Origin of the sequence: Pseudomonas abyssi (assembly GCF_003444685.1) — a bacterium.
In the GTDB taxonomy this organism is placed as follows: domain Bacteria; phylum Pseudomonadota; class Gammaproteobacteria; order Pseudomonadales; family Pseudomonadaceae; genus Halopseudomonas; species Halopseudomonas abyssi.
The window spans coordinates 924,064-943,470 of the sequence record NZ_LMAZ01000001.1 but is presented as its reverse complement, the minus strand read 5'-3'; the positions used below and the strand labels follow the sequence as shown (position 1 = coordinate 943,470).

The following is a 19,407-nucleotide window of genomic DNA, read 5'->3' as shown; positions in this document are numbered from 1 at the left end:
GGGGAGTGGCACCGTGCATTCTTCAACAGCGATCGCACTTTGTTACCTGCGGCATTGCGTGGAGTACCTCGGGAAGCGCGTAGCACGTGAATGACAGAGACCATTTATCCCCCGACATAACCCCGCCTGATTGCACCCACAAACGCCGTCAACCAAGACTAGAATCGGAGCAAAACAACAACAAGGAAGCTCCAATATGACATTGCGCCTTCGCACTCTTACGCTCGCCGGACTATTCAGCCTTGCCCCTCTGGCGTTAGCCACCAACTACTCCGCACCCGAACAGATTGTCGCCCCCTCTCCTTTCAAGGGCGTTCACGGCCTGGCCATCGACAAGCAGGGCCGTCTGCTCGCCGGCAGCGTGGTCGGCAACAGCATCTATCAGGTCGACATCGACAGCGGCGAGGTGAGCACCTTGATAGGCCCGGACGATGGCCAGGCTGACGACATCGCCATCGGCCCCAACGGCGAAATGGCCTGGACCGGGTTCTACTCCGGCCGCCTGCTATATCGAGAGAACGACGACGCCCCCATCCAGGTGCTGGCAACCGACCTGCCCGGCATCAACTCGCTGGACTTCAACGACGAGACCGGAGCGCTGTACGCCAGTCAGGTGTTCCTCGGTGACGCGGTCTGGGAGATCGACCGCACGGGACAGCAGCCACCAAGGCAGATCGCCAAGGACATCGGCGGCTTCAACGGGTTTGAGGTCGGCAGCGATGGCTGGCTGTACGGACCGCTCTGGTTCAAAGGTCAGATAGTGCGAATCAACCCGGCTGACGGCGACATCAAGGTCATTTCCAGCGACTTCACGATCCCGGCCGCCGCCAATTTCGACTCCAAAGGCAACCTCTACGCCATCGACACTTTCCACGGACAGCTCAAACAAGTCGATCAAAACAATGGGCAAACCCGCCTCGTTGCCCAGCTCGACAGCTCACTGGACAACCTGGCACTGGACGCCCAGGACCGTATCTACGTCTCCAACATGGCCAACAACCGCATCACGCAGGTCAACCCGCAGACTGGCGATACCCGGCAGATCGTCGGCGGCGACCTGGCGGTGCCCGCCGGGCTGGCCCTCAGCGAAGATGGCAAAACCCTTTATGTGGCCGATGTCTTTGCCCTGCGCGCGGTCGATACCGACAGCGGCAAGGTGACCGACCTGCGCCGCGCCCATGGCTCGGATGCCGAATACCCGATCAATGTCAGCCTGGGCCGCGAGCGTCTGCTGGTGACCAGCTTCTCGACCGGCACCCTGCAACTGATCAGCCGCAGCGACAACAGCACCCTGGCCATGGTCCACCATTTGAACGCGCCCTCCGCGGCGGTAGAGCTGGAAGACGGCAGTGTGCTGGTCAGCGAAATGGGCAGCGGTAAGTTGCTGCGCCTGTCCGGGCCGGAACTGGCGCAGCGCAGCGACGCAGCGAGCGGCCTGCAGGGGCCGGTGCAGATGATTCGGGGCCGCGACGGCATGGTCTACCTGACCCAAATGAACGGCGAGCTGACCCGCTTCGACCCCGAGAGCGGTGCGCTCAATACCCTGGCCAACGGTCTGCAGCTGCCGGAGGGGCTGGCCGAACTGCCGGACGGCCGGCTGCTGGTCGCCGAGCCCAGCGCACAACGACTGCTGATCATCGACCCGCAAAGCGGCGCGACCGAAGTCGCCGCCGACAACCTGCCCATCGGCCTGAAACCCGGCCCCGGCATGCCGCCCACCGGCCTGCCGACGGGCCTGGCTATCGATGCGCAGGGTCAGATCTTCTTCCCTTCCGATATCGACAATGGCCTGTATCGCCTTGCTCCGAACTGACAACCAGCGCGCCGAGATGGCGAGTATGGACCGCAAGAGGACGGACCAAGGCCGCATCAGCAACAATCACTCAAGCCAAACGCACAGCGCCCCCGTTTCCGGGGGCGCTGTTGCCCGAGCCATGCACCGACCGACGCGCTAAGTGTGTCTCGATATGTATGGCAAGCGGGCCGGTGACGCGCTCCCACTGCCTCGATCAGTGCCCTCGACGCGGTAAACCGCCACCCGCAAGACGCTACTTGCGACAACACAGCCTCTCAGCAAGACCGCATCAATACAGGCGTTGCAGACAGTTGGTGGACGGGCTAAGCGTGCACAGGGGCAAGGATACCTTGTGCTTCGAGACTGCATCCTCTGCCCCCGGTGACAGCCCGATAGCAGCGTATTACCGACCCGCTGCTGATAACGTACGCGGAACAATTCCAGGTGCGGCTAGTCCATTTATGCATATTGAACTGGCAGCCTCAGGAGACTACCCATGCCTGCAACCTTGAAAACGCTGTTTATTCCCACCGCTCTTGCCCTTGCCGCCGCATTGCCGCTGTCCGCCAATGCCGATACATCGCGCAACCTCGGCTGGATTGAACAGGGCGTTATCGAACCCGCAGACATGACCGTCAAATTCAAGCTGGATACCGGCGCGCTGACCTCCTCCATGCACGCCGAAGACATCGAGCGCTTTGAACGCGACGGTCAGCCTTGGGTGCGCTTCAAGGTGGCACTGGAAGACTTGAAGTCCGAGAGCATCATCAGCGAGACCTTTGAGCGGCCGCTTGAGCGCGATCTGCGCGTGCGCGGCGCCGGCGGCTCGGAAGAGCGTCCGGTTGTGCGCATGGACGTGTGCATTGCCGGCGAGCGTCTCAACGAAGAGTTTTCCCTGCGAGACCGCAGCAATATGCACTACCCGGTGCTGCTGGGACGCCGCACATTGGACAATCTCGGTAATGTCGACTCCAACCTCACCTACACGGCCGAGCCGGACTGCGGCACAGACAACGCCTGATCACGGCCCAGGGCGGACCTCGGCCAAGGTCCGCCCGCCCGCATCACCGGCTGCGTAGCTGGTCTACTTCCTGCGCCATGCGCTGCAACGCCGCTTTTACCTCAGCATCGGCCCTGACCAGGTTGATCCGCAAACAATCCCGATACTTGCCAGACGCCGAGAACACCACCCCCGGCGCGATCTGAATACCATTGCGCTGAAGACGGGCGTTGAGCTTGACGCAGTCCACTCCCTGCAACTCGACCCACAACACAAAGCCGCCCTGCGGGCAGCTGACGGCGATATCTGCCGGAAACAGCGATTGAATCCAGCCCAGGATCACCGCCAGGTTACGCTGATAAAGGCGTACCGCCTGACGCAGGTGACGCTCGTAGCCTCCCCTCTCAATGAAGCGTGCCACCGCCAGCTGCGGCACGGTTGCAGTAGCACCGGTCGACACAAACTTCATGTGCAAGGCCTGTTCACGATAGCGTCCGGGGGCAATCCAGCCCAAACGCAATGAAGGCATCAGCGTCTTGGAAAAACCGCTGCACAGCAGCACCCTACCGTCCTCGTCCCACGACTTGATGGTTCGCGGCCGCGGCCCGGTATATGCCAGGTCGCCATAGACATCATCTTCGATGATCGCTACGTCAAAACGCTGCGCCAGACGGACCAGCGCCTGCTTGCGCTCATCGGGCATGGTGAAGCCAAGCGGATTGTTGTTGGTCGCAGTCAGCTGGATAGCCTTGATCGGCCACTGCTCAAGGGCCAGCTCCAAGGCTTGCAGGCTGATACCGCTGCGGGGGTCGGTAGGCAACTCAAGCGCCTTGAGCCCGTGGGCCTTGAGCGTCTGCATGCTGCCGTAAAAGCTGGGCGAATCCACCGCCACCACATCGCCCGGAGTCGTCAGGGTGCGGATCGCGATGGAGAGCGACTCCTGGCAGCCTGAGGTGATGACAATGTCGTCCTCATGCAGCGACGTACCGGCCGCGCCGGCCAGCCGCGCCAGCTGCCGTCTCAGGGCGAGACTGCCGGCCAGGGTGTCGTAGTTGTCCAACGCCGGCTCGTTGCGCCGATACAGCGCCGACAACTCTCGGCGCAGCGGCTTCAGCGTAACCGCTGTCAGATCCGGTGAACCGCTCCCCAAGCGCAGACCGGCCTCGTGCTCTGCCTGATTGACCAGGGCCAACACCTCGTCCCACTGCGACACATCCAGCGGGCGCTGCGCCGGGCGGCTTGGCGCTGGCAGCAACCCGTGACGCCGGCGCGCCTGCATAAAATAGCCGGACTTGGGCCTGGCCTCGACCAGACCTGCCGACTCGAGTTCGGCATAGGCCGTCTGCACCGTGGAGACGCTTACCGCAAACTCGGCGCACAACTCGCGGATCGAGGGCAGACGGTCGCCCGTCCGGTACAGGCCATGATCCATACGCTGCTGTAGCGCAGCAGCCACCCGCTCATAGCGTTTCATTACAGCCCCTCAACACACGCCAAAAAACCAATACAGATAACGCCCACAGGCGGAATACAGCCGCCATTTTCCGCCATCTGTATCAATAAAAAACAGGAAACCTGAATCTGTATCAAATTCAGCACCTTCCTTACAGTGGCGTCAAGCATCGCTAGAGGATGGGACATGACGACACACTGGTTCACCCAGCTACGCACTGGCCTGCGGCGCAGGCAGACCTGCCGCCGACTGCTACGCCTGGACGACCGCCTGTTGGCTGACATCGGTCAGGATCGGGCAGCACTGGAACGCGCCCTCAAACAACCGCTGCTGCGCAAGCGAGGCTAATCTGCCCTTACCAGAAGGGGCAGAATTGAGTAGGCTCTGCGCTTTCTCTCAGCCGGATCCACACCATGCATGCCACCGACCCACTTGACCTCGACAGCCGCTATCGCCTCGCCTGCCAACTGGCGCGTGAAGCGGCGCAGCGGGGACTGCAGCTCTACCGCCAACGCGAACAGCTGGCCGTCGAGCACAAGGACGGGTTCAGCCAGGATGTGGTCAGCGCCGCCGATCGAGAACTGGAGGAGTTCATCAGGGCCGAGCTGATGAGGCAGTTCCCGGCAGACGGCTTTGTCGGTGAAGAAACCGGCGCCGAGCGCCTGGATGCGCGTTGTGTCTGGGTGATTGATCCGATCGACGGCACCGCCTGCTTCCTGCACGGGCTGCACAACTGGTGTGTGTCGGTTGGTCTGTTGGTTGATGGTGTTCCTGCCATCGGCGCCGTCGCAGACCCGAACCACGATGAACTCTTCCACGGTGGTCGCGGCATTGGCGCCTGGGTCAACGATCAGCCGCTGCGTGTGAGTGAGGCACAGGATCTGCGCGCCGGCCTGCTGGGTGTGGGCACCTTTTATGCTGAAGGCAAACAGCACTTCATGCCCTTTCTGGGCAAGTTGCTCGATGCCGGCGGGATGTTCCTGCGCAACGGCTCAGGCGCGCTGATGACCGCTTATGTCGCAGCCGGGCGCTTGCTCGGCTACTACGAGACCCGTCTGAAGAGCTGGGATTGCGTCGCCGGGCTGGCGCTGCTGGCCGAATCCGGCGGGCGCAGCAATGACTTTCTGCGCGGCGACGGGCTGCTCTCGGGCAACCCGTATCTGGTGGCCTGCCCCGGCGTCTACGATCAGGTTGCCGCGATGATCGGCCCGTCACTGGACGCGCAATAGCGCCTTACAGCGACAGCTCCACCGCCGCACCGGGGTGGTCGCTGGGCTCGGCCTCCTCGACACGGTTACGGCCAAGGGCCTTGCCGCGATACAGTGCGCGATCCGCGCGGGCAATCGCGCTGCTGAAACTTTCCGGTTCTTCCATCTGGCTGATACCCGCGCACAGGGTCACCTGACGCAAGCCCGGCTGCAGATCGCTCCAATCGAGCGCAGCGACGGCGGCCCGTATACGCTCAGCCGCTATCCGCGCTTGAGTCGGATCCGTCTCCGGCATGACGACCAGAAACTCTTCACCGCCCCAACGGCCAACAAAATCCTGCTCGCGGCCCTGCTCACGCAGCAAGGCGGCGACGCGCTCAAGCACCCGGTCACCCAGCTCATGTCCGTACTGGTCGTTGATTTCCTTGAAATGATCCAGATCCATCAGCATCAGCGTCAGGTTGCGTGGTTGACGCTGCTCGCGGGCCCGCAGCTTTTCAGTCAAGGCGACCATATGTCGACGATTGAACAGCCCGGTCAAGGGATCGGTAGTTGCCATGCGCGCCAGCCGGCGATGGGCGCGAGTGACCGTGATCACGTAATACATGGTCAGGTAGGCAAACATCAGAAAAACAACGGTGAAGTTGAAGATGTTGACGTACAGCAGCGCTCGATCGGACACCGGTTGCAACGGCTCAATCAAGCTCATCAGCACATAGAGTCCAACGTAATAGGCCCACAGGCAGATGGCCAGAATCCAGGCACTGCGCAGGTGCATGCTGGCGAACAACGCGGGAATGAACATCAGCAGGAAATAGTGGAACCCACTGTCCCAGCCGATCAACACCACACCAAGCGCGGCGTGCACCAGCACTTCGATGCGAATCAGCATCACCGCCAGATAGTTGCGCCGTTGGCGAAAGGCGCGGTAGGCGTAGGCGTACATACCGACACTGATGACGTTGATCCAGGCCAGAACCGGTGATCCCAGCCAAAGGAAAATGGCAAAAAAACAGATATCGACCGTTGCCGCCAACTGGCAGCAGCGCATGGACAGATCCCAGAACTCCGGCCGTTGCTCGCTACGGTGAATGTTCGCCTTATTGTTATCTGGCATGCCTGATCGTTCGCTCCTGAACCCGTAGCACTACGTCGGAAAGATGGCCAGTGTAGGCTGGCGGTTCGCCAAGGCCAAGCCGGTTTTGCGCCATCATATTGCAATTAGGGAGCTTTATCGGCCGCACCAGACAATAGATTAGATATTATTTCCGCCAACAAAAAAGGCCGCCTGGCGGCGGCCTGGGATAACGACGGATCAGCCGTTGCTGGGGAAGGCGAACTGCGCGGCCTCATGGCTGGCGCGCTTGGGCCAACGTTGAGTGATCGCCTTGCGGCGGGTATAGAAACGCACCCCGTCCGGACCGTAGGCATGCAGGTCACCAAACAGCGAGCGCTTCCAGCCGCCAAAGCTGTGGTAGGCCACCGGTACCGGCAGCGGCACGTTGACACCCACCATACCCACTTCAATCTCATCGCAGAACAGACGCGCCGACTCCCCGTCACGGGTGAAGATGCAGGTGCCGTTGCCGTACTCGTGATCATTGATCAGCTGCATGGCCTCTTCCAGGCTGTTGACCCGCACAACGCACAATACCGGGCCAAAAATCTCTTCCTGATAGATGCGCATCTCGGGGGTCACACGATCAAACAGGCAACCGCCGAGGAAGAAGCCCTTTTCGTGACCATCAATGCTCAAGCCACGGCCATCGACCACCAGCTCGGCACCGGCGCTCACACCGTCCTCAACATACCCGGTCACCTTGTCCAGATGCTGACCGGTCACCAGCGGGCCCATATCCAGGCCACAGGTAGTGCCTGGGCCGACTTTCAGCGCCTTGATCTGCGGCACCAGTTTCTCGACCAGCGCATCCGCCACCTGATCACCCACACAGACAGCCACCGAAATGGCCATGCAACGCTCGCCGCAGGAGCCGTAGGCTGCGCCCATCAACGCGCTGACGGCGTTATCCAGATCCGCATCGGGCATCAGTACCGCGTGGTTCTTGGCGCCGCCCAGCGCCTGCACCCGCTTGCCGCGCTTGGTGCCTTCGGCGTAGATGTATTCAGCGATCGGGGTAGAACCGACAAAACTCAGCGCCTTGACCTCCGGGGCTGCGATCAGCGCGTCTACCGCCTGCTTGTCACCGTGCACAACGTTCAGCACCCCATTGGGCAGACCGGCCTGATGCAGCAGCTCGGCAATAAACAGCGTTGAACTCGGGTCACGCTCGGAGGGCTTGAGGATGAAGCAGTTACCGCAAACGATGGCCAGCGGATACATCCACAGCGGCACCATGGCCGGGAAGTTGAACGGGGTGATGCCGGCCACCACACCAACTGGCTGAAAGTCGCTCCAGGCGTCGATATCCGGGCCAGTGTTACGGCTGTATTCCCCCTTCAGGATTTCCGGTGCTGCGCAGGCGTACTCTACATTCTCGATACCGCGCTTGAGCTCACCAACCGCGTCTTCAATGGTCTTGCCATGCTCGGCGCTGATCATTTCGGCAATGGTGTTTTCGTTCTCTTCCAGCAGTTGCTTGAAGCGGAACATGATCTGCGCGCGCTTGGCGGCCGGCGTGCGGCGCCAGGCCGGGAATGCGGCCTTGGCCGAGTCAATGGCCTGCTGGATGACGGCGTCGTCAGCCAGCGGCACCTGACCACTGACGGTGCCGGTGGACGGGTTGAATACGTCGGCGCTACGGCCGGTACCGGCCACCGGATGGCCGTCGATCAGATGGGTAATATTGCTCATCACATAACTCCTGAATGGGTCACGCGGTGCCATCGGGCACCCCGGTTGAAGCTCAATCCAATGTGTTCAGTACGCTGCCAACCGCATCGAATACGCGGTCCAGGTCTTCGGGGCGGGCATTGAACATGGGCCCGAACTGCAGAGCGTCACCGCCAAAGCGCACGTAAAAACCGGCCTTCCACAAGGCCATGCCGGCTTCAAAGGGCCGGATGGTCGGATCGCCGCCGCGCGGGGCCAGCTGAATGGCGCCAGCCAGACCACAATTGCGGATATCCACGATGTGCTTTGCTCCCTTCAGGCCATGCAGCATGGACTCAAACTGCGGCGCCAGGTCGGCTGCCTGCTGAATCAGGGCGTCATCCTCCAGCAGTTTCATGGTCGCCAGTCCGGCGGCGCAGGCCACCGGGTGCGCCGAATAGGTATAGCCGTGGCCGAACTCGACTGCGTGCTCCGGCGTGTTCTGCTGCATGAAAGCCTGATAAATCTCCCCAGTAACCGCCACCGCCCCCATGGGAATGGCGCCATTGGTGATCTGCTTGGCCAGGTTCATGATGTCCGGGGTAACACCAAAATACTCGGCCCCCGTCCAGCGCCCAAGTCGCCCCAAGCCGGTAATCACCTCGTCAAAGATCAGCAGAATATCGTGCTGATCGCAAATCTCGCGCAGGCGCTGCAAGTAACCCTGCGGCGGCACAATGGCACCGGCCGAGCCAGACATCGGCTCAACGATTACCGCAGCAATGTTCGATGCATCATGCAGCTCGATCAGCTTGAGCATCTCGTTGGCCAGCTCGACACCACCGGTCTCGGCCATACCGCGGGTAAAGGCCATGCCCGGCTGCAGCGTGTGCGGCAGGTGATCGGCCTCCATCAGCTGACCAAACATCTTGCGGTTGCCACCGATCCCACCCAGGCTGGTGCCCGCGATATTCACACCGTGATAACCACGGGCACGGCCGATCATCCGCGCCTTGTTTGGCTGGCCCTTGAGGCGCCAGTAGGCCCGCGCCATCTTCACCGCCGTGTCCGCACACTCGGAACCGGAGTTGGTAAAGAACAGGTGATTCAAGTCACCCGGCAATTTGGCCGCCACCTGCTCGGCCAGCTGAAACGACAACGGATGACCAAACTGGAAACCGGGCGAGTAATCCAGCGTGCCGAGCTGTTTCGCCACCGCCTGCTGGATCTCGCTGCGCGAGTGCCCTGCCCCGCAGGTCCAAAGGCCAGACAGACTGTCGTAAATGCGACGACCATCAGCGTCAGTCAGCCAACTACCCTCGGCGGCGACAATCAGGCGCGGATCACGATGAAAGTTGCGGTTGGCGGAAAACGGCATCCAGTGCGCATCCAGTTTGAGCTGGCTGGCGAGCTGTTCGGTGCTGTGGTCTTGCATGGTGGTGCCTCACGATAAGTCGGCAAAAGGCGCGTCTACGCCAGTGTTTTCAATGCACATACGTTGCCACAGCAAAAGTTATGATAAAACATGACTTTTTATACCTTCAGTTTGGCAACTACTAAACTATGAAAAACCGTCGTTCTACGCCTCTGGCCCAGTTGTCAGATATTGATCTGCGCCTGCTGCGCGTGTTCCGCACAGTGGTTGAATGCGGCGGCTTTTCCGTGGCTGAAAGCGTACTGGGCATCGGCCGCTCGGCCATTAGCCAGCAAATGAGCGACCTGGAGCAGCGCCTGGGCTTGCGCCTGTGCCAGCGTGGCCGCGCCGGCTTTGCCATGACCGAGGATGGACGCGAGGTGTATCAGGCGGCGCTGCAATTGTTCTCCGCGCTGGAAAACTTCCGCACCGAGGTCAACGGGCTGCACCAGCACCTGCGCGGTGAACTCAACATCGGACTGACCGACAACCTGGTCACCATGCCCCACATGCGCGTTACCCACGCGCTGGCAGGTCTGAAAACACGCGGCCCGGACGTGCGCATCCAGATCAGCATGTCGGCGCCGGGACAGGTTGAACAGGGCGTACTCGATGGCCGCCTGCATGTGGGCGTAATTCCACAGGTAGGCGCTCTCTCCGGCTTGGAGTACCAACCGCTATACAGCGAACGCGCCGAACTCTACTGCGCCGCTGGCCACCCCCTGTTTGAGCTGGAAGACAGCCAGCTTACTCGACAAGAGCTGCAGCGCCACGATGCCATCTCCCCCAGCTTTCGCGTACCCGCCGAGGTGCAGGAACAGTTTCAGCAGTTGCGCTGCACCGCCACAGCATCCGACCGCGAGGGTATTGCCTTTCTGTTGCTGACCGGTCACTACATCGGCTACCTGCCAGACCACTACGCCGCCCAGTGGGTTACCAGTGGCCGCATGCGCGCGCTTGATCCCGCTCGCTATTACTACGACCTGGTGCTGTCCGCGGTGACACGCAAAGGTCGGCGCCCGCACCTGGTGCTGGAGAGTTTCCTTGATGCCCTGGCTGGCGACACGTCCGCCAGCTGATCTGCAGCAAGGCCGCTGATCGGCATCACCAACCTTGCCGCAGCCGACTTAGGAAGCACTGATTAATTCCACACGCTCTCTACGAGTGCTCAAGCGTGCAGCGTTAATCAGTGCTTCCCTAATCCGTTCCGCCTAACTCGCAACACCCACACCCCCAGCTGCCCGCACACAGGGCCAGACAGCAGAGTTCCTGAAAAAAGCCTTGACCGCCTTAGAATGATGAGCGACATTTAAATTACATTAACACCATCATATAAATTTGGAGCACCGCCATGACCAGCCAGCACGCCAGCGCCGCCCCTTCATCCGCACTCGACAGCGCCTGCCGCGCTTTCAGCGTGCCGCAACGTATTCAGGCCAGCAGTCTGGAGCGCAGTTTGCTGGCTCAGGCTCAGCACAGCGTGCTGCCCTTCGAGGACGGCGATATCGCCCTGTGGCGCTTTGGACTTGGCCCCCAGGTGTTGCTGGTACATGGCTGGGACAGCCGCGGCTCGCACCTGGCTGGCTATGTCGAACCACTGGTACGCGCCGGTTTCGCGGTCACGCTGTTTGACCTCCCGGCCCATGGCGACTCAGGCGGCGAGCTGAGCAGCCCGGTACACGCAGGCCGCGCACTCTCCGCCGTGGCAGAGAGTCTTGGTCCCATCCACGGTATCATCGCCCACTCGCTTGGCTCGGCCGCCTCGTTGATGGCCTTCGCCAACGGCCTTCAGGTCAAGGCCAGCGCCCACCTCTGCGGCCCCTCCTCGCTCACACCGATGGTCAAACTGCAGGCCTTGGGATACCGATTGGATGCCGAGGAGCAACAGCAATTTCATGCCTGGGTGGAACAGCACATCGGCTGCGAGACCAGCGCTGCAGACATCGACGCCCTGAAGCACGGCTTGCAGCATCCGGGGCTGATTCTGCATGACCCGGCAGACCGCGTCGTACCCTTCGCCGCCTCGAAAGACCTGCACAAACACTGGTCTGCCGCCGAGCTGGTCGAACTGGAGGGGCTGGGCCACAGACGCATCCTCACCGACCCGCAAGTGATCGACCGCTGCTGCGCGCTGCTCATCAGCGCCCCAACAGCCGGTGCCCGCGCATGAGTACCTCAACCGGCAACCTGGTGCTGCTCTCCGGCCTGGCCGCCATAGGCACCCTGTCGACCACCATCATTCTGCCGTCCTTCCCCGCAATGGCCACGGCGCTGAATGCCAGTGCCGACGAGATGGCACTGACGCTCAGCAGCTTCTTCATCGTGTTTGCCCTGGGACAATTGCTGGTCGGGCCACTGTCTGATCGCTATGGTCGTCGACCGCTGATTCTCGGTGGCCTGACCCTGTTTGTGCTCGGCAGTCTGCTCGGCGCCTGGGCGAGCGACCTCAACACCATGATCGCAGCCAGAGTGACGCAGGCCGCGGGCGTGTGCGCTGCATCAGTCCTGGCGCGCGCGGTGGCTCGTGACCTGTATGACGGCCCGCTGCTGGCCAAGGCACTGGCCTTCATCATGGTCGCCATGGCTGCCGCGCCCGGCTTCTCTCCCCTGCTCGGCAGCCTGATCGACAGTCAGTTTGGCTGGCGCACCAGCTTTGTACTGGTGGCCCTGGCGGGGGTCGTGCTGATCATCAGCCACAGTTTGTTCATGGGGGAGAGCCACGAACCTTCGGCACGGTTCAGCATGACGGCAGGCAACATCGCGCGGGCCTATCTGCACCTCGCCAGCGACCGCCGCTTTGCCCTGCCAGCACTCGCCGTCAGCACGGTCATTGGCGGGCTGTACGCCTTCTTCGCCTCCGCGCCAATCATCATGATGCGTGACATGGGATACAGCAGCCTGCAGCTCGGGTTGTTCTTCGCCGCGACGGTGCTGGTGGTGTTCAGCGCGGGCATTCTTGCCCCGCGCCTGGCCCTGCGCTGGGGCGCCACTCAGGTCATCATTGTCGGCAGCCTGCTCGCCCTGTCCGGCGGCGTGCTTCAGGTGCTCATGCATGAAGGCCAGAGCCTTGCGCAATTCACCCTGGCAATCTGCCTGTTCCTGGCGGGCATGGGCGTCATCAACCCATTGGGCACCGCGGTCACCCTGCAACCTTTCGCTCAACAGGCGGGACTGGCGTCATCCCTGCTGGGCTTTCTCCAGATGACGATTGCCGCCATCGGTAGCGGGTTTATCAGCGCCGTCGCCCTGCCACCCGCGTTGACCTTGGGCCTGCTGCTCAGCGGCGCCGCGGTGTGCTCGCTGACGGGATTTTTCCTGCATCAGGCAAACACCGCCCCACAGCCCGCCTGACAGTCATCGCTGGGCATCGACGAGCGAGCACCCGGCCTGCGACAGAAAGCAGCGATGGGCGGCCATCACGCTTGAGGCGGTGACCGCCGACGTTGACCGACTGGTGGCCGAAACAGGCGAGCCGCCGACCAACTGGGCGGCGGCAACATGAGTATCAGCAGCGCAACTGGTCGGCAGCGTCGATCAGCGAGCGCTCGGTCGCCTCCCAGCCCAGGCATCCGTCCGTGATGGATACGCCGTAGCGCAACTCGCCCGACAGCGGTTGGCAGCCATCGAACAGATGGCTTTCCAGCATCACGCCCCGCAGACCAGTCTCGCCCGCTGCCCGCTGGGCCACAACGTCGGCCAACACCTCGGGCTGCCGCAACGGATCCTTGCCACTGTTGGCGTGACTGCAGTCCACCACCATTGCGACCGGCATGCCCAGACGCTCCAGGTCCGCACGCACCTTGGCGACGGCATCGGCCTGGTAGTTCGGACCACTGTGACCACCGCGCAGTACGATATGGGTATCCGGGTTACCGGCGGTTTCAATCAGCGCCGGACGCCCATGCATGTCTACGCCGAAATGCTGGTGCGGATGCCGTGCCGAGCGCATCGCATCACAGGCGACAGTCAGACTGCCGTCGGTTCCGTTCTTGAAGCCGACAGGCAGGTGCAGGCCACTGACCAGCTCGCGATGAATCTGCGACTCACTGGTGCGTGCGCCGATACAGCCCCAGCTCAGCAAGTCATCCAGGTAGCTGGCCGCCAGCGGCTGCAGCAGCTCGGTCGCAATGGGCAGCCCCAGTTCAGTAATCGCCAACATGGTACGACGGGACAGCGCCAGACCCGCCGCCATATCGCCGCTGCCGTCCAGCTGCGGGTCGTAGAGCATGCCCTTCCAGCCTACCGTGGTACGCGGCTTCTCGACGTAGGCGCGCATCACCAGCAGCAAGCGATCAGCCACGCGGGCCTGCAGCGCAGCCAGACGTTCCGCGTACTCGACGGCAGCGTCGGCGTCGTGCAGCGAACAGGGGCCGGTAATGACCAGCAGGCGGTCATCCCGGCCAGCAAGAATGTCTCGGATAGCCTGGCGGTGCGCCTCAATGGCGTCAGCCTGAGCCTGGCTCAACGGCAGGCGCTCGCGCAGCTGGGCTGGCGTCGGCAAAGTGTGGGTACGGCGGGCGGCGCTTTGCGTGGTCGGCGCTGCGCTGGCAAGTGCGGTTACAGTGGCGGTCATCTTTTGCTTCCTTAGCTGGGCGGTCCTGCCGCCGCAGCGCTATCCAGGTGTTCGATCGAGAGAATGTCGTGTGCTCAGAGTGCCAGTGCAAAATCGCCAGCTGCGGTAAGAACGGGGGTAAAAAGTGCGTGGTACGTACATGGTCAGTCCTCAAAGTCAGTAAAAATCAAAGCCAAATAAAAAACCCCGGTCGGGAGGCCGACCGGGGTTTTTTTTGATTCTCTGGTGGCGACCCGTCAATTCAGGGCGCCTGTGGGGTATCAGGCGCGCCTTTGGCTAAACCAATACCCAAAATAAAAGTAACCGATTGACGCGCGCGCAGCAGCGACAGCACGCAGGGTGCTGGCGGTGTTGATCTGTGCGGTGCGAAGCGTCATGGCATGGTTACCTTTGAATGATGACTCGACTCTAACGGATCGGCCAGGGAGTGCGCAACCCCTGGCGCAGCGTCAGCGGCGTTTAGGCGGCGCCAGACCGTCAGATGACGTCACCACCTGTCCTACCGGTGGACGGGACGGACGCTTGCCTGCTTTGGGTTTCTTCGGCTTGGCAACCTTTTTGCCGTCTTTCTTCTTTTTGGCCCCCACCGGCTTGCCCGATGACTTGACCTTCTTCGGACCCTTGAAGCTGCCCGGCACCTCCGCCAGCAAGCGACGCTCGAACTGACGACGCAGATAGCGCTCAATGCTCGACATCAGGTTCCACTCATGCGGACTGACCAGCGAGATCGCCAGGCCTTCAGCGCCAGCACGGCCGGTACGGCCAACCCGATGCAGGTAGTCGTCGCCGCTGCGCGGCATGTCAAAGTTGACCACCCGATCCAGCTCGACGATATCCAGACCACGGGCAGCAACATCGGTCGCCACCAGAATGCCGTTGGCGCCCTGCTTGAAGCGCTCAACCGCCATGTAGCGGTCTTTCTGGTCCTTCTCGCCGTGCAGCACATACACGCGCAGGTCGAGGGCGCGCAGCACGCCGTTGATGCGATCAGCCATTACCCGAGTGTTGGTAAAGACAATGGTCTTGCCTTCGCCCTGGTTCAGCATCAGCCACTTGAGCATGGCTTCCTTGTGCGCATTGTCATCCGCCGGGATAACCTGCTGGGTAATGCTTGGGGTGTCATCACGTACCGAGTTCAGCTCAAGAATCTGCGGCTCGGTCAGCACGGTATCAATCATGCGTTGCAAACCGCGGTTACCCTTGGTCGCTGAGAACAGCATGGTTTGACGCTGCTCGGGACAGGCCTCTGCCAACTTGCCCACGTCCTCGGAAAAGCCCATGTCCAGCATGCGATCGGCTTCATCCAGCACCAGAGTCTGCACCGCCGTCAACTCCAGATTGCCAGCGGTCAACTGCTCCAGCGCACGCCCTGGCGTGGCAACCACAATATCCGGATTCTTGCGCAGCCGCGCGGCCTGCACCTTGAAGTCCTCGCCCCCGGTGACCTGCTCCGCCTTGAGAAAGGTGAACTGCGCCAGCGCGGCAATGTCCTTGAGCACCTGCCTTGCCAGCTCGCGCGTCGGTACCAGAATCAGCCCGCGCGGGGCCAGGGGCTTGCTGTCGTCCTGCATCAGACGTTGCAGGATGGGCAGCACATAGGCGGCGGTCTTGCCGCTACCGGTTTGTGCGATGACGTAAAGATCGCGCCCTTCGATGGCAGCAGGAATGGCCTGTTGCTGCACCTCTGTTGGCTGCTGGAAGGACAGTTCGGCAAGCGCTTTCAGCAAGCGCTCGTGCAATGGGAGTTCACTGAACAAAAGAGTTACTCGGTCGGTTGATCTGCTCGGGACAAGCACGCAGTTTAGCAGACTGGCCGGCCGGACTCAGGGAAAGCAGGCAGGATAATAACGAAAAAAGGGGGTATCCGAAGATACCCCCTAAAACCCAAACATCAAAGCAGCATCAGAACTTAGCGGATACCCGAAGCACGCAGGGCAGCCGGAGTGAACTGATTGTAGTTCGGCTCGAAGTCGAAGTCCGGACCGGACACTTCTTCGGTGTACATGCCAAGGGCAATGTAACGGCCGGCCAGCAGGTCATACAGGGTCTCGATGGAGTAGCCCGGGATCTGGTTTGCGTAGTTGAAGCCGATGTGGCCTTCACCTACACGCCAGAGCGTACCACGACCATCGTAGTGGTCCGCCAGCGCAATCATCCAGGAGTCTTCATCCACAAAGAAGTTACGCTGTGCGTAGATGTGGCGTTGACCTTCCTTGACGTTACCCTGTACCTCCCACACACGGTGCAGTTCGAAACGGGTGAAGTCGGGGTTGATGTGGCCAGCCTGCAGCACATCGCCGTACTCGGTGCCACGACGGGTCAGCTTGCCGCTGTTGTAGGGAATGTAGACTTCCTTCTTGCCAACCAGCTGCCAGTTGTAACGGTCCGGAGCACCGTTATACATAGCGAAGTTGTCAGAAGTACGCATCCCGTCAGACGCGGTACCCGGGCCGTCGTAGGCAACCTGCGGAGCGCGACGTACGCGGCGCTGACCGGCGTTGTATACCCACGCCATGCGCGGCTCTTTCAGCTGATCCAGGCTGTCGTGCACCAGCAGTACGTTACCCGCCAGACGAGCCGGCGCGTTTACGCGCTGCTTGAAGAACAGCAGGGTGTTGGGCATGGTCGATTCGTCAACATCGCTCATCTGCTGCGGATAACCGACTTCCTCTTCCAGCTTGATCAGCGTGAACGAGCCGTTGGTTTGCGGCATGGCCTGCATGTACCAGCGATGCACGTTCAGGCGATAGCGGGTGTTGTGGTTCCAGATGATCTCTGCGCCCGATTTGGGAATCGGGAAGGCAAAGGTGCCGTGCGAGAAATCGGAGATACCGTCACCACCGTTGACCAGCTTGGCCTGACCAGCAGTGGCCTTGACCTGATCATAGACTTCCTGCGGGTAGCCAACGCTACGCTCAGTCTTGTAGACCGGCATTTTGAAGGTTTCCGGATAACGCTCGAACATCGCAATCTGACCCGGGGTCAGGTTGTCCTTGTACTGCTGGTAGTTCTGCGCGGTGATTACGAATTCCGGCTGTTGATCAGCGTAGGGATCTTCGTAGAAGTTGTCGCCCAGCGCTTGACCCGCGTTAGGGGACAGACCACCAGTCCACTCGGGAATGGTGCCTGCAGCATTACCGGCCTTTTCTGCCCCAATCGGAGTCAGGCTGGTGCCCAGCTGATCAATTTCAGCCTGGGTCAGGGTCTGCGCCATAACGGAGGATGCCATCAGGCTCAGAGCCAGACCACCGACACCCAGTAGAGTTTGTTGCATACGCATATTGTTATTTCTCCTTATGGTCAGCCAGATCAGAAGCTTACGCTGAAGCTGACGGCCGCGAAGTCGCGGTCAACCGAAGTGTTGTACTTGCCATCAAAGAAGTTGGTGTAGCTCAGGCTGGCGTTGTACTTGTTGGCGTAGTCCGCGTTCAGACCCAGGCTGATAGCCTTGGCATTTTCAGTGAAGTTCGGACCGTAACCTTCGACGTCATGCGACCAGGACACGCTCGGGCTCAGGTTGATACCGGCGATAACGTTGCTGTAGTCCAGAGACGCACGCAGACGATAGCCCCAAGACCAGTCGGTGTAGAAACCATCGTTTTCACACCAGCTGTTTTGGTAGCCGTCAGAGGCAGCGTTACCAGCCTGAGAGGCACAGGTGCCCTCCGCACCGGTGTCACCAGCAACATACGGGCTCTGGCCAAACAGGGAGTCACGACCGTACTTGGTAGTATCACCCAGACCGCCGATGTAGTTGGCACCGACCTCACCGACGAGAGCCAGACGGCTAGCGCCCAGTACACGTTCAATGAAGCGGATCGCGGTGACCTGCGCCTGGTAAAACTCGTTGCGGTGATAGCCAGCCAGATAGTCACCCGGGCCTACCGCGCCTTCGAGGCCTTGGTGGGTGTTATCAGATCCAGGAATACCGGCAGCAGCCAAGAGTGCAGTCCGGCTCATATCACCAGTGTTAATCTGCATCGGCATGTTGGGACGATAGCTGAACTCACCGCCCAAGGAAGTGCCAGCTACGGAGGTCTGGAAGCTTACGCCATACAGGCGAATATCTTCTGGGTACTCAAAAAAGTAACCCGCGTGACCAAGAGTTCCGCCGAGACCGGGGGTAGCCGGACCGCCAACTGCGCCAGTACCCACAGTGTTCGAGTAAATCGGAGTGCGGCTGTGGTAGTTCATTGCGTACAGGCCGAACTCGGAGTCGTTCAACTCCGGCACAAACCAGCGGAATGCAACACCGAACTGCCCCTCATCTTTTGCCTCGCGATCCTTTTCGCTGCGAGCGATGATGCGATTATTGAGGGTCGGATCGCCCTGCGGGGAGTCAGCACCGGCATAAACCAAGCGATCATTACAGCCGGTAGCCAATGTGTCAGCACCGAAGAAGGTACCGCAGTTGTCAATCGCGTACGGATGCCACTTGAGCTGGTAGAAGGCCTCCATGCTCAGGTTTTCGGTCAGGCCCTGGGAGAGATAGATCATCTCGACCGGCAGCAGACCTTCCTTGATCTCGGCGCCCGGACGACGGAAGGCAGCCACGTCGATCGGGTTGATGGAGTTGATGGAGTTACCGATAAAGGTGGATTCGCCCCAGCTCACAACCTGGCGACCCAGACGGATGTTACCCGGGTTATTGCCGATGAAGTAGTTGTGATACACAAAGGCATCGAGCAGCGCTACGCCTGCGCCCTTGACCAGCGGCGGACGGCCTGAGTCGTCGATGTTGTAGAATTCCTGGCTGCCGTCTTTGGTTTCAAAGTCGTACCAGTACTTGCCACGTACAAAAGCACCAGAGTTGCCATAACGCAACTCAAGGTCATGCACGCCGCGGAAGATTTTGGAGAAGATATCGCCCTTCTCGTAGTTCAGACGGCCATCGTCAGAGGTACGAGCAACAGCCTTGCCGCCTTGCGGGTCGCCATCGATGGCGGTGGCGTTATGGATAAAGCGCTTATCTGCATCAGCTGTAGAGACACTCATACCGATGGAGATTTGCGAGTCCAGCTGTGCTTCGACGTCGCCGATGTTGAAGTTAACTGCCCCAGCCGATCCAGAGAAACTGGCCAGGCCAATTGCCAGCGGCAATGCGGCCAGAGACCAAGCATGCATTTTTTTTGTCATTGTGCTGCTCCGTTAGATTTGAATCATGGGTCCAAGACGACGCAAGCCGTCTAGCACC

Annotated in this window: 15 protein-coding genes; 7 read left to right on the top strand and 8 right to left on the bottom strand. The window is 61.0% G+C overall.

Going from position 1 to position 19,407, the window contains the following annotated elements:
• The first annotated feature begins 196 nt into the window (after positions 1 to 196).
• Together ASB58_RS04400 and rloA3 are read left to right on the top strand one after the other, a co-directional pair.
• Positions 197 to 1,813, top strand: coding sequence for an SMP-30/gluconolactonase/LRE family protein (locus ASB58_RS04400; protein ID WP_118129476.1), 1,617 nt, complete (start codon positions 197 to 199; stop codon positions 1,811 to 1,813).
• A 478-nt stretch (positions 1,814 to 2,291) separates the two neighbouring features.
• Entirely contained in the window at positions 2,292 to 2,816 is a 525-nt protein-coding gene (rloA3, locus tag ASB58_RS04395; RefSeq protein WP_096003722.1) for a retropepsin-like aspartic peptidase RloA3, read from the top strand.
• A gap of 43 nt (positions 2,817 to 2,859) precedes the next feature.
• Here rloA3 and ASB58_RS04390 read toward each other — a convergent pair whose 3' ends face one another.
• The gene (locus ASB58_RS04390) at positions 2,860 to 4,269 is read right to left on the bottom strand and encodes an aminotransferase-like domain-containing protein (RefSeq protein WP_118129475.1); all 1,410 of its coding nucleotides are present in this window, start codon (positions 4,267 to 4,269) and stop codon (positions 2,860 to 2,862) included.
• A 165-nt stretch (positions 4,270 to 4,434) separates the two neighbouring features.
• Here ASB58_RS04390 and ASB58_RS04385 point away from each other — a divergent pair, with 165 nt between their 5' ends.
• Positions 4,435 to 4,596, top strand: a complete 162-nt coding sequence (locus ASB58_RS04385; RefSeq protein WP_118129474.1) for a YjiS-like domain-containing protein — start codon at positions 4,435 to 4,437, stop codon at positions 4,594 to 4,596.
• A gap of 65 nt (positions 4,597 to 4,661) precedes the next feature.
• Entirely contained in the window at positions 4,662 to 5,477 is an 816-nt protein-coding gene (locus tag ASB58_RS04380) for an inositol monophosphatase family protein (protein ID WP_096003719.1), read from the top strand.
• A 4-nt stretch (positions 5,478 to 5,481) separates the two neighbouring features.
• On the opposite strand, the gene ASB58_RS04375 is transcribed toward ASB58_RS04380, so the two are convergent.
• From ASB58_RS04375 to ASB58_RS04365, 3 genes are all read right to left on the bottom strand, one after another.
• Positions 5,482 to 6,573: a GGDEF domain-containing protein gene (locus ASB58_RS04375; RefSeq protein ID WP_118129473.1), complete on the bottom strand. Its 1,092-nt coding sequence runs from the start codon at positions 6,571 to 6,573 to the stop codon at positions 5,482 to 5,484.
• Between the two features lie 198 nt (positions 6,574 to 6,771).
• Positions 6,772 to 8,268: a CoA-acylating methylmalonate-semialdehyde dehydrogenase gene (locus tag ASB58_RS04370; protein ID WP_118129472.1), complete on the bottom strand. Its 1,497-nt coding sequence runs from the start codon at positions 8,266 to 8,268 to the stop codon at positions 6,772 to 6,774.
• 52 nt (positions 8,269 to 8,320) lie between these two features.
• Positions 8,321 to 9,661 (bottom strand): omega-aminotransferase AptA, encoded by a 1,341-nt coding sequence (locus tag ASB58_RS04365; protein WP_096003716.1) that lies wholly within the window; start codon positions 9,659 to 9,661, stop codon positions 8,321 to 8,323.
• Between the two features lie 128 nt (positions 9,662 to 9,789).
• On the opposite strand from ASB58_RS04365, the gene ASB58_RS04360 reads away from it, so the two are divergent.
• From ASB58_RS04360 to ASB58_RS04350, 3 genes are all read left to right on the top strand, one after another.
• On the top strand, positions 9,790 to 10,719 hold the full coding sequence (locus ASB58_RS04360) for a LysR family transcriptional regulator (RefSeq protein ID WP_096003715.1): 930 nt from the start codon (positions 9,790 to 9,792) through the stop codon (positions 10,717 to 10,719).
• 272 nt (positions 10,720 to 10,991) lie between these two features.
• Positions 10,992 to 11,810 (top strand): alpha/beta hydrolase, encoded by an 819-nt coding sequence (locus ASB58_RS04355; RefSeq protein WP_118129471.1) that lies wholly within the window; start codon positions 10,992 to 10,994, stop codon positions 11,808 to 11,810.
• Positions 11,807 to 12,991 carry a multidrug effflux MFS transporter gene (locus ASB58_RS04350; protein WP_118129470.1) on the top strand — a complete coding sequence of 395 codons (1,185 nt, stop codon included), beginning with the start codon at positions 11,807 to 11,809 and terminating at the stop codon, positions 12,989 to 12,991. Before ASB58_RS04355 ends, ASB58_RS04350 begins: the two co-directional genes overlap by 4 nt.
• Positions 12,992 to 13,145: 154 nt before the next feature.
• Here ASB58_RS04350 and ASB58_RS04345 read toward each other — a convergent pair whose 3' ends face one another.
• The 4 genes from ASB58_RS04345 to ASB58_RS04330 all read right to left on the bottom strand — a co-directional run bounded on the left by ASB58_RS04345 (position 13,146) and on the right by ASB58_RS04330 (position 19,337).
• Entirely contained in the window at positions 13,146 to 14,213 is a 1,068-nt protein-coding gene (locus ASB58_RS04345; protein WP_118129469.1) for a 3-deoxy-7-phosphoheptulonate synthase, read from the bottom strand.
• A 449-nt stretch (positions 14,214 to 14,662) separates the two neighbouring features.
• Positions 14,663 to 15,970, bottom strand: coding sequence for a DEAD/DEAH box helicase (locus ASB58_RS04340; protein WP_118129468.1), 1,308 nt, complete (start codon positions 15,968 to 15,970; stop codon positions 14,663 to 14,665).
• A 152-nt stretch (positions 15,971 to 16,122) separates the two neighbouring features.
• Positions 16,123 to 17,487, bottom strand: a complete 1,365-nt coding sequence (locus ASB58_RS04335; RefSeq protein WP_118129993.1) for a DUF1329 domain-containing protein — start codon at positions 17,485 to 17,487, stop codon at positions 16,123 to 16,125.
• Positions 17,488 to 17,522: 35 nt separating this feature from the next.
• Positions 17,523 to 19,337, bottom strand: coding sequence for a DUF1302 domain-containing protein (locus tag ASB58_RS04330; RefSeq protein ID WP_235827214.1), 1,815 nt, complete (start codon positions 19,335 to 19,337; stop codon positions 17,523 to 17,525).
• Positions 19,338 to 19,407: the final 70 nt, after the last annotated feature.

Bases quoted from the DNA above. Each gene is read 5' to 3' on its own strand.
- ASB58_RS04380 (WP_096003719.1), top strand. From the start codon at position 4,662: ATGCATGCCACCGACCCACTTGACCTCGACAGCCGCTATCGCCTCGCC.
- ASB58_RS04370 (WP_118129472.1), bottom strand. From the start codon at position 8,268: ATGAGCAATATTACCCATCTGATCGACGGCCATCCGGTGGCCGGTACC.
- ASB58_RS04400 (WP_118129476.1), top strand. From the start codon at position 197: ATGACATTGCGCCTTCGCACTCTTACGCTCGCCGGACTATTCAGCCTT.
- ASB58_RS04360 (WP_096003715.1), top strand. From the start codon at position 9,790: ATGAAAAACCGTCGTTCTACGCCTCTGGCCCAGTTGTCAGATATTGAT.
- ASB58_RS04345 (WP_118129469.1), bottom strand. From the start codon at position 14,213: ATGACCGCCACTGTAACCGCACTTGCCAGCGCAGCGCCGACCACGCAA.
- ASB58_RS04350 (WP_118129470.1), top strand. From the start codon at position 11,807: ATGAGTACCTCAACCGGCAACCTGGTGCTGCTCTCCGGCCTGGCCGCC.
- ASB58_RS04385 (WP_118129474.1), top strand. From the start codon at position 4,435: ATGACGACACACTGGTTCACCCAGCTACGCACTGGCCTGCGGCGCAGG.
- ASB58_RS04375 (WP_118129473.1), bottom strand. From the start codon at position 6,573: ATGCCAGATAACAATAAGGCGAACATTCACCGTAGCGAGCAACGGCCG.
- ASB58_RS04365 (WP_096003716.1), bottom strand. From the start codon at position 9,661: ATGCAAGACCACAGCACCGAACAGCTCGCCAGCCAGCTCAAACTGGAT.
- ASB58_RS04335 (WP_118129993.1), bottom strand. From the start codon at position 17,487: ATGCAACAAACTCTACTGGGTGTCGGTGGTCTGGCTCTGAGCCTGATG.
- ASB58_RS04355 (WP_118129471.1), top strand. From the start codon at position 10,992: ATGACCAGCCAGCACGCCAGCGCCGCCCCTTCATCCGCACTCGACAGC.
- ASB58_RS04330 (WP_235827214.1), bottom strand. From the start codon at position 19,337: ATGCATGCTTGGTCTCTGGCCGCATTGCCGCTGGCAATTGGCCTGGCC.
- ASB58_RS04390 (WP_118129475.1), bottom strand. From the start codon at position 4,269: ATGAAACGCTATGAGCGGGTGGCTGCTGCGCTACAGCAGCGTATGGAT.
- rloA3 (WP_096003722.1), top strand. From the start codon at position 2,292: ATGCCTGCAACCTTGAAAACGCTGTTTATTCCCACCGCTCTTGCCCTT.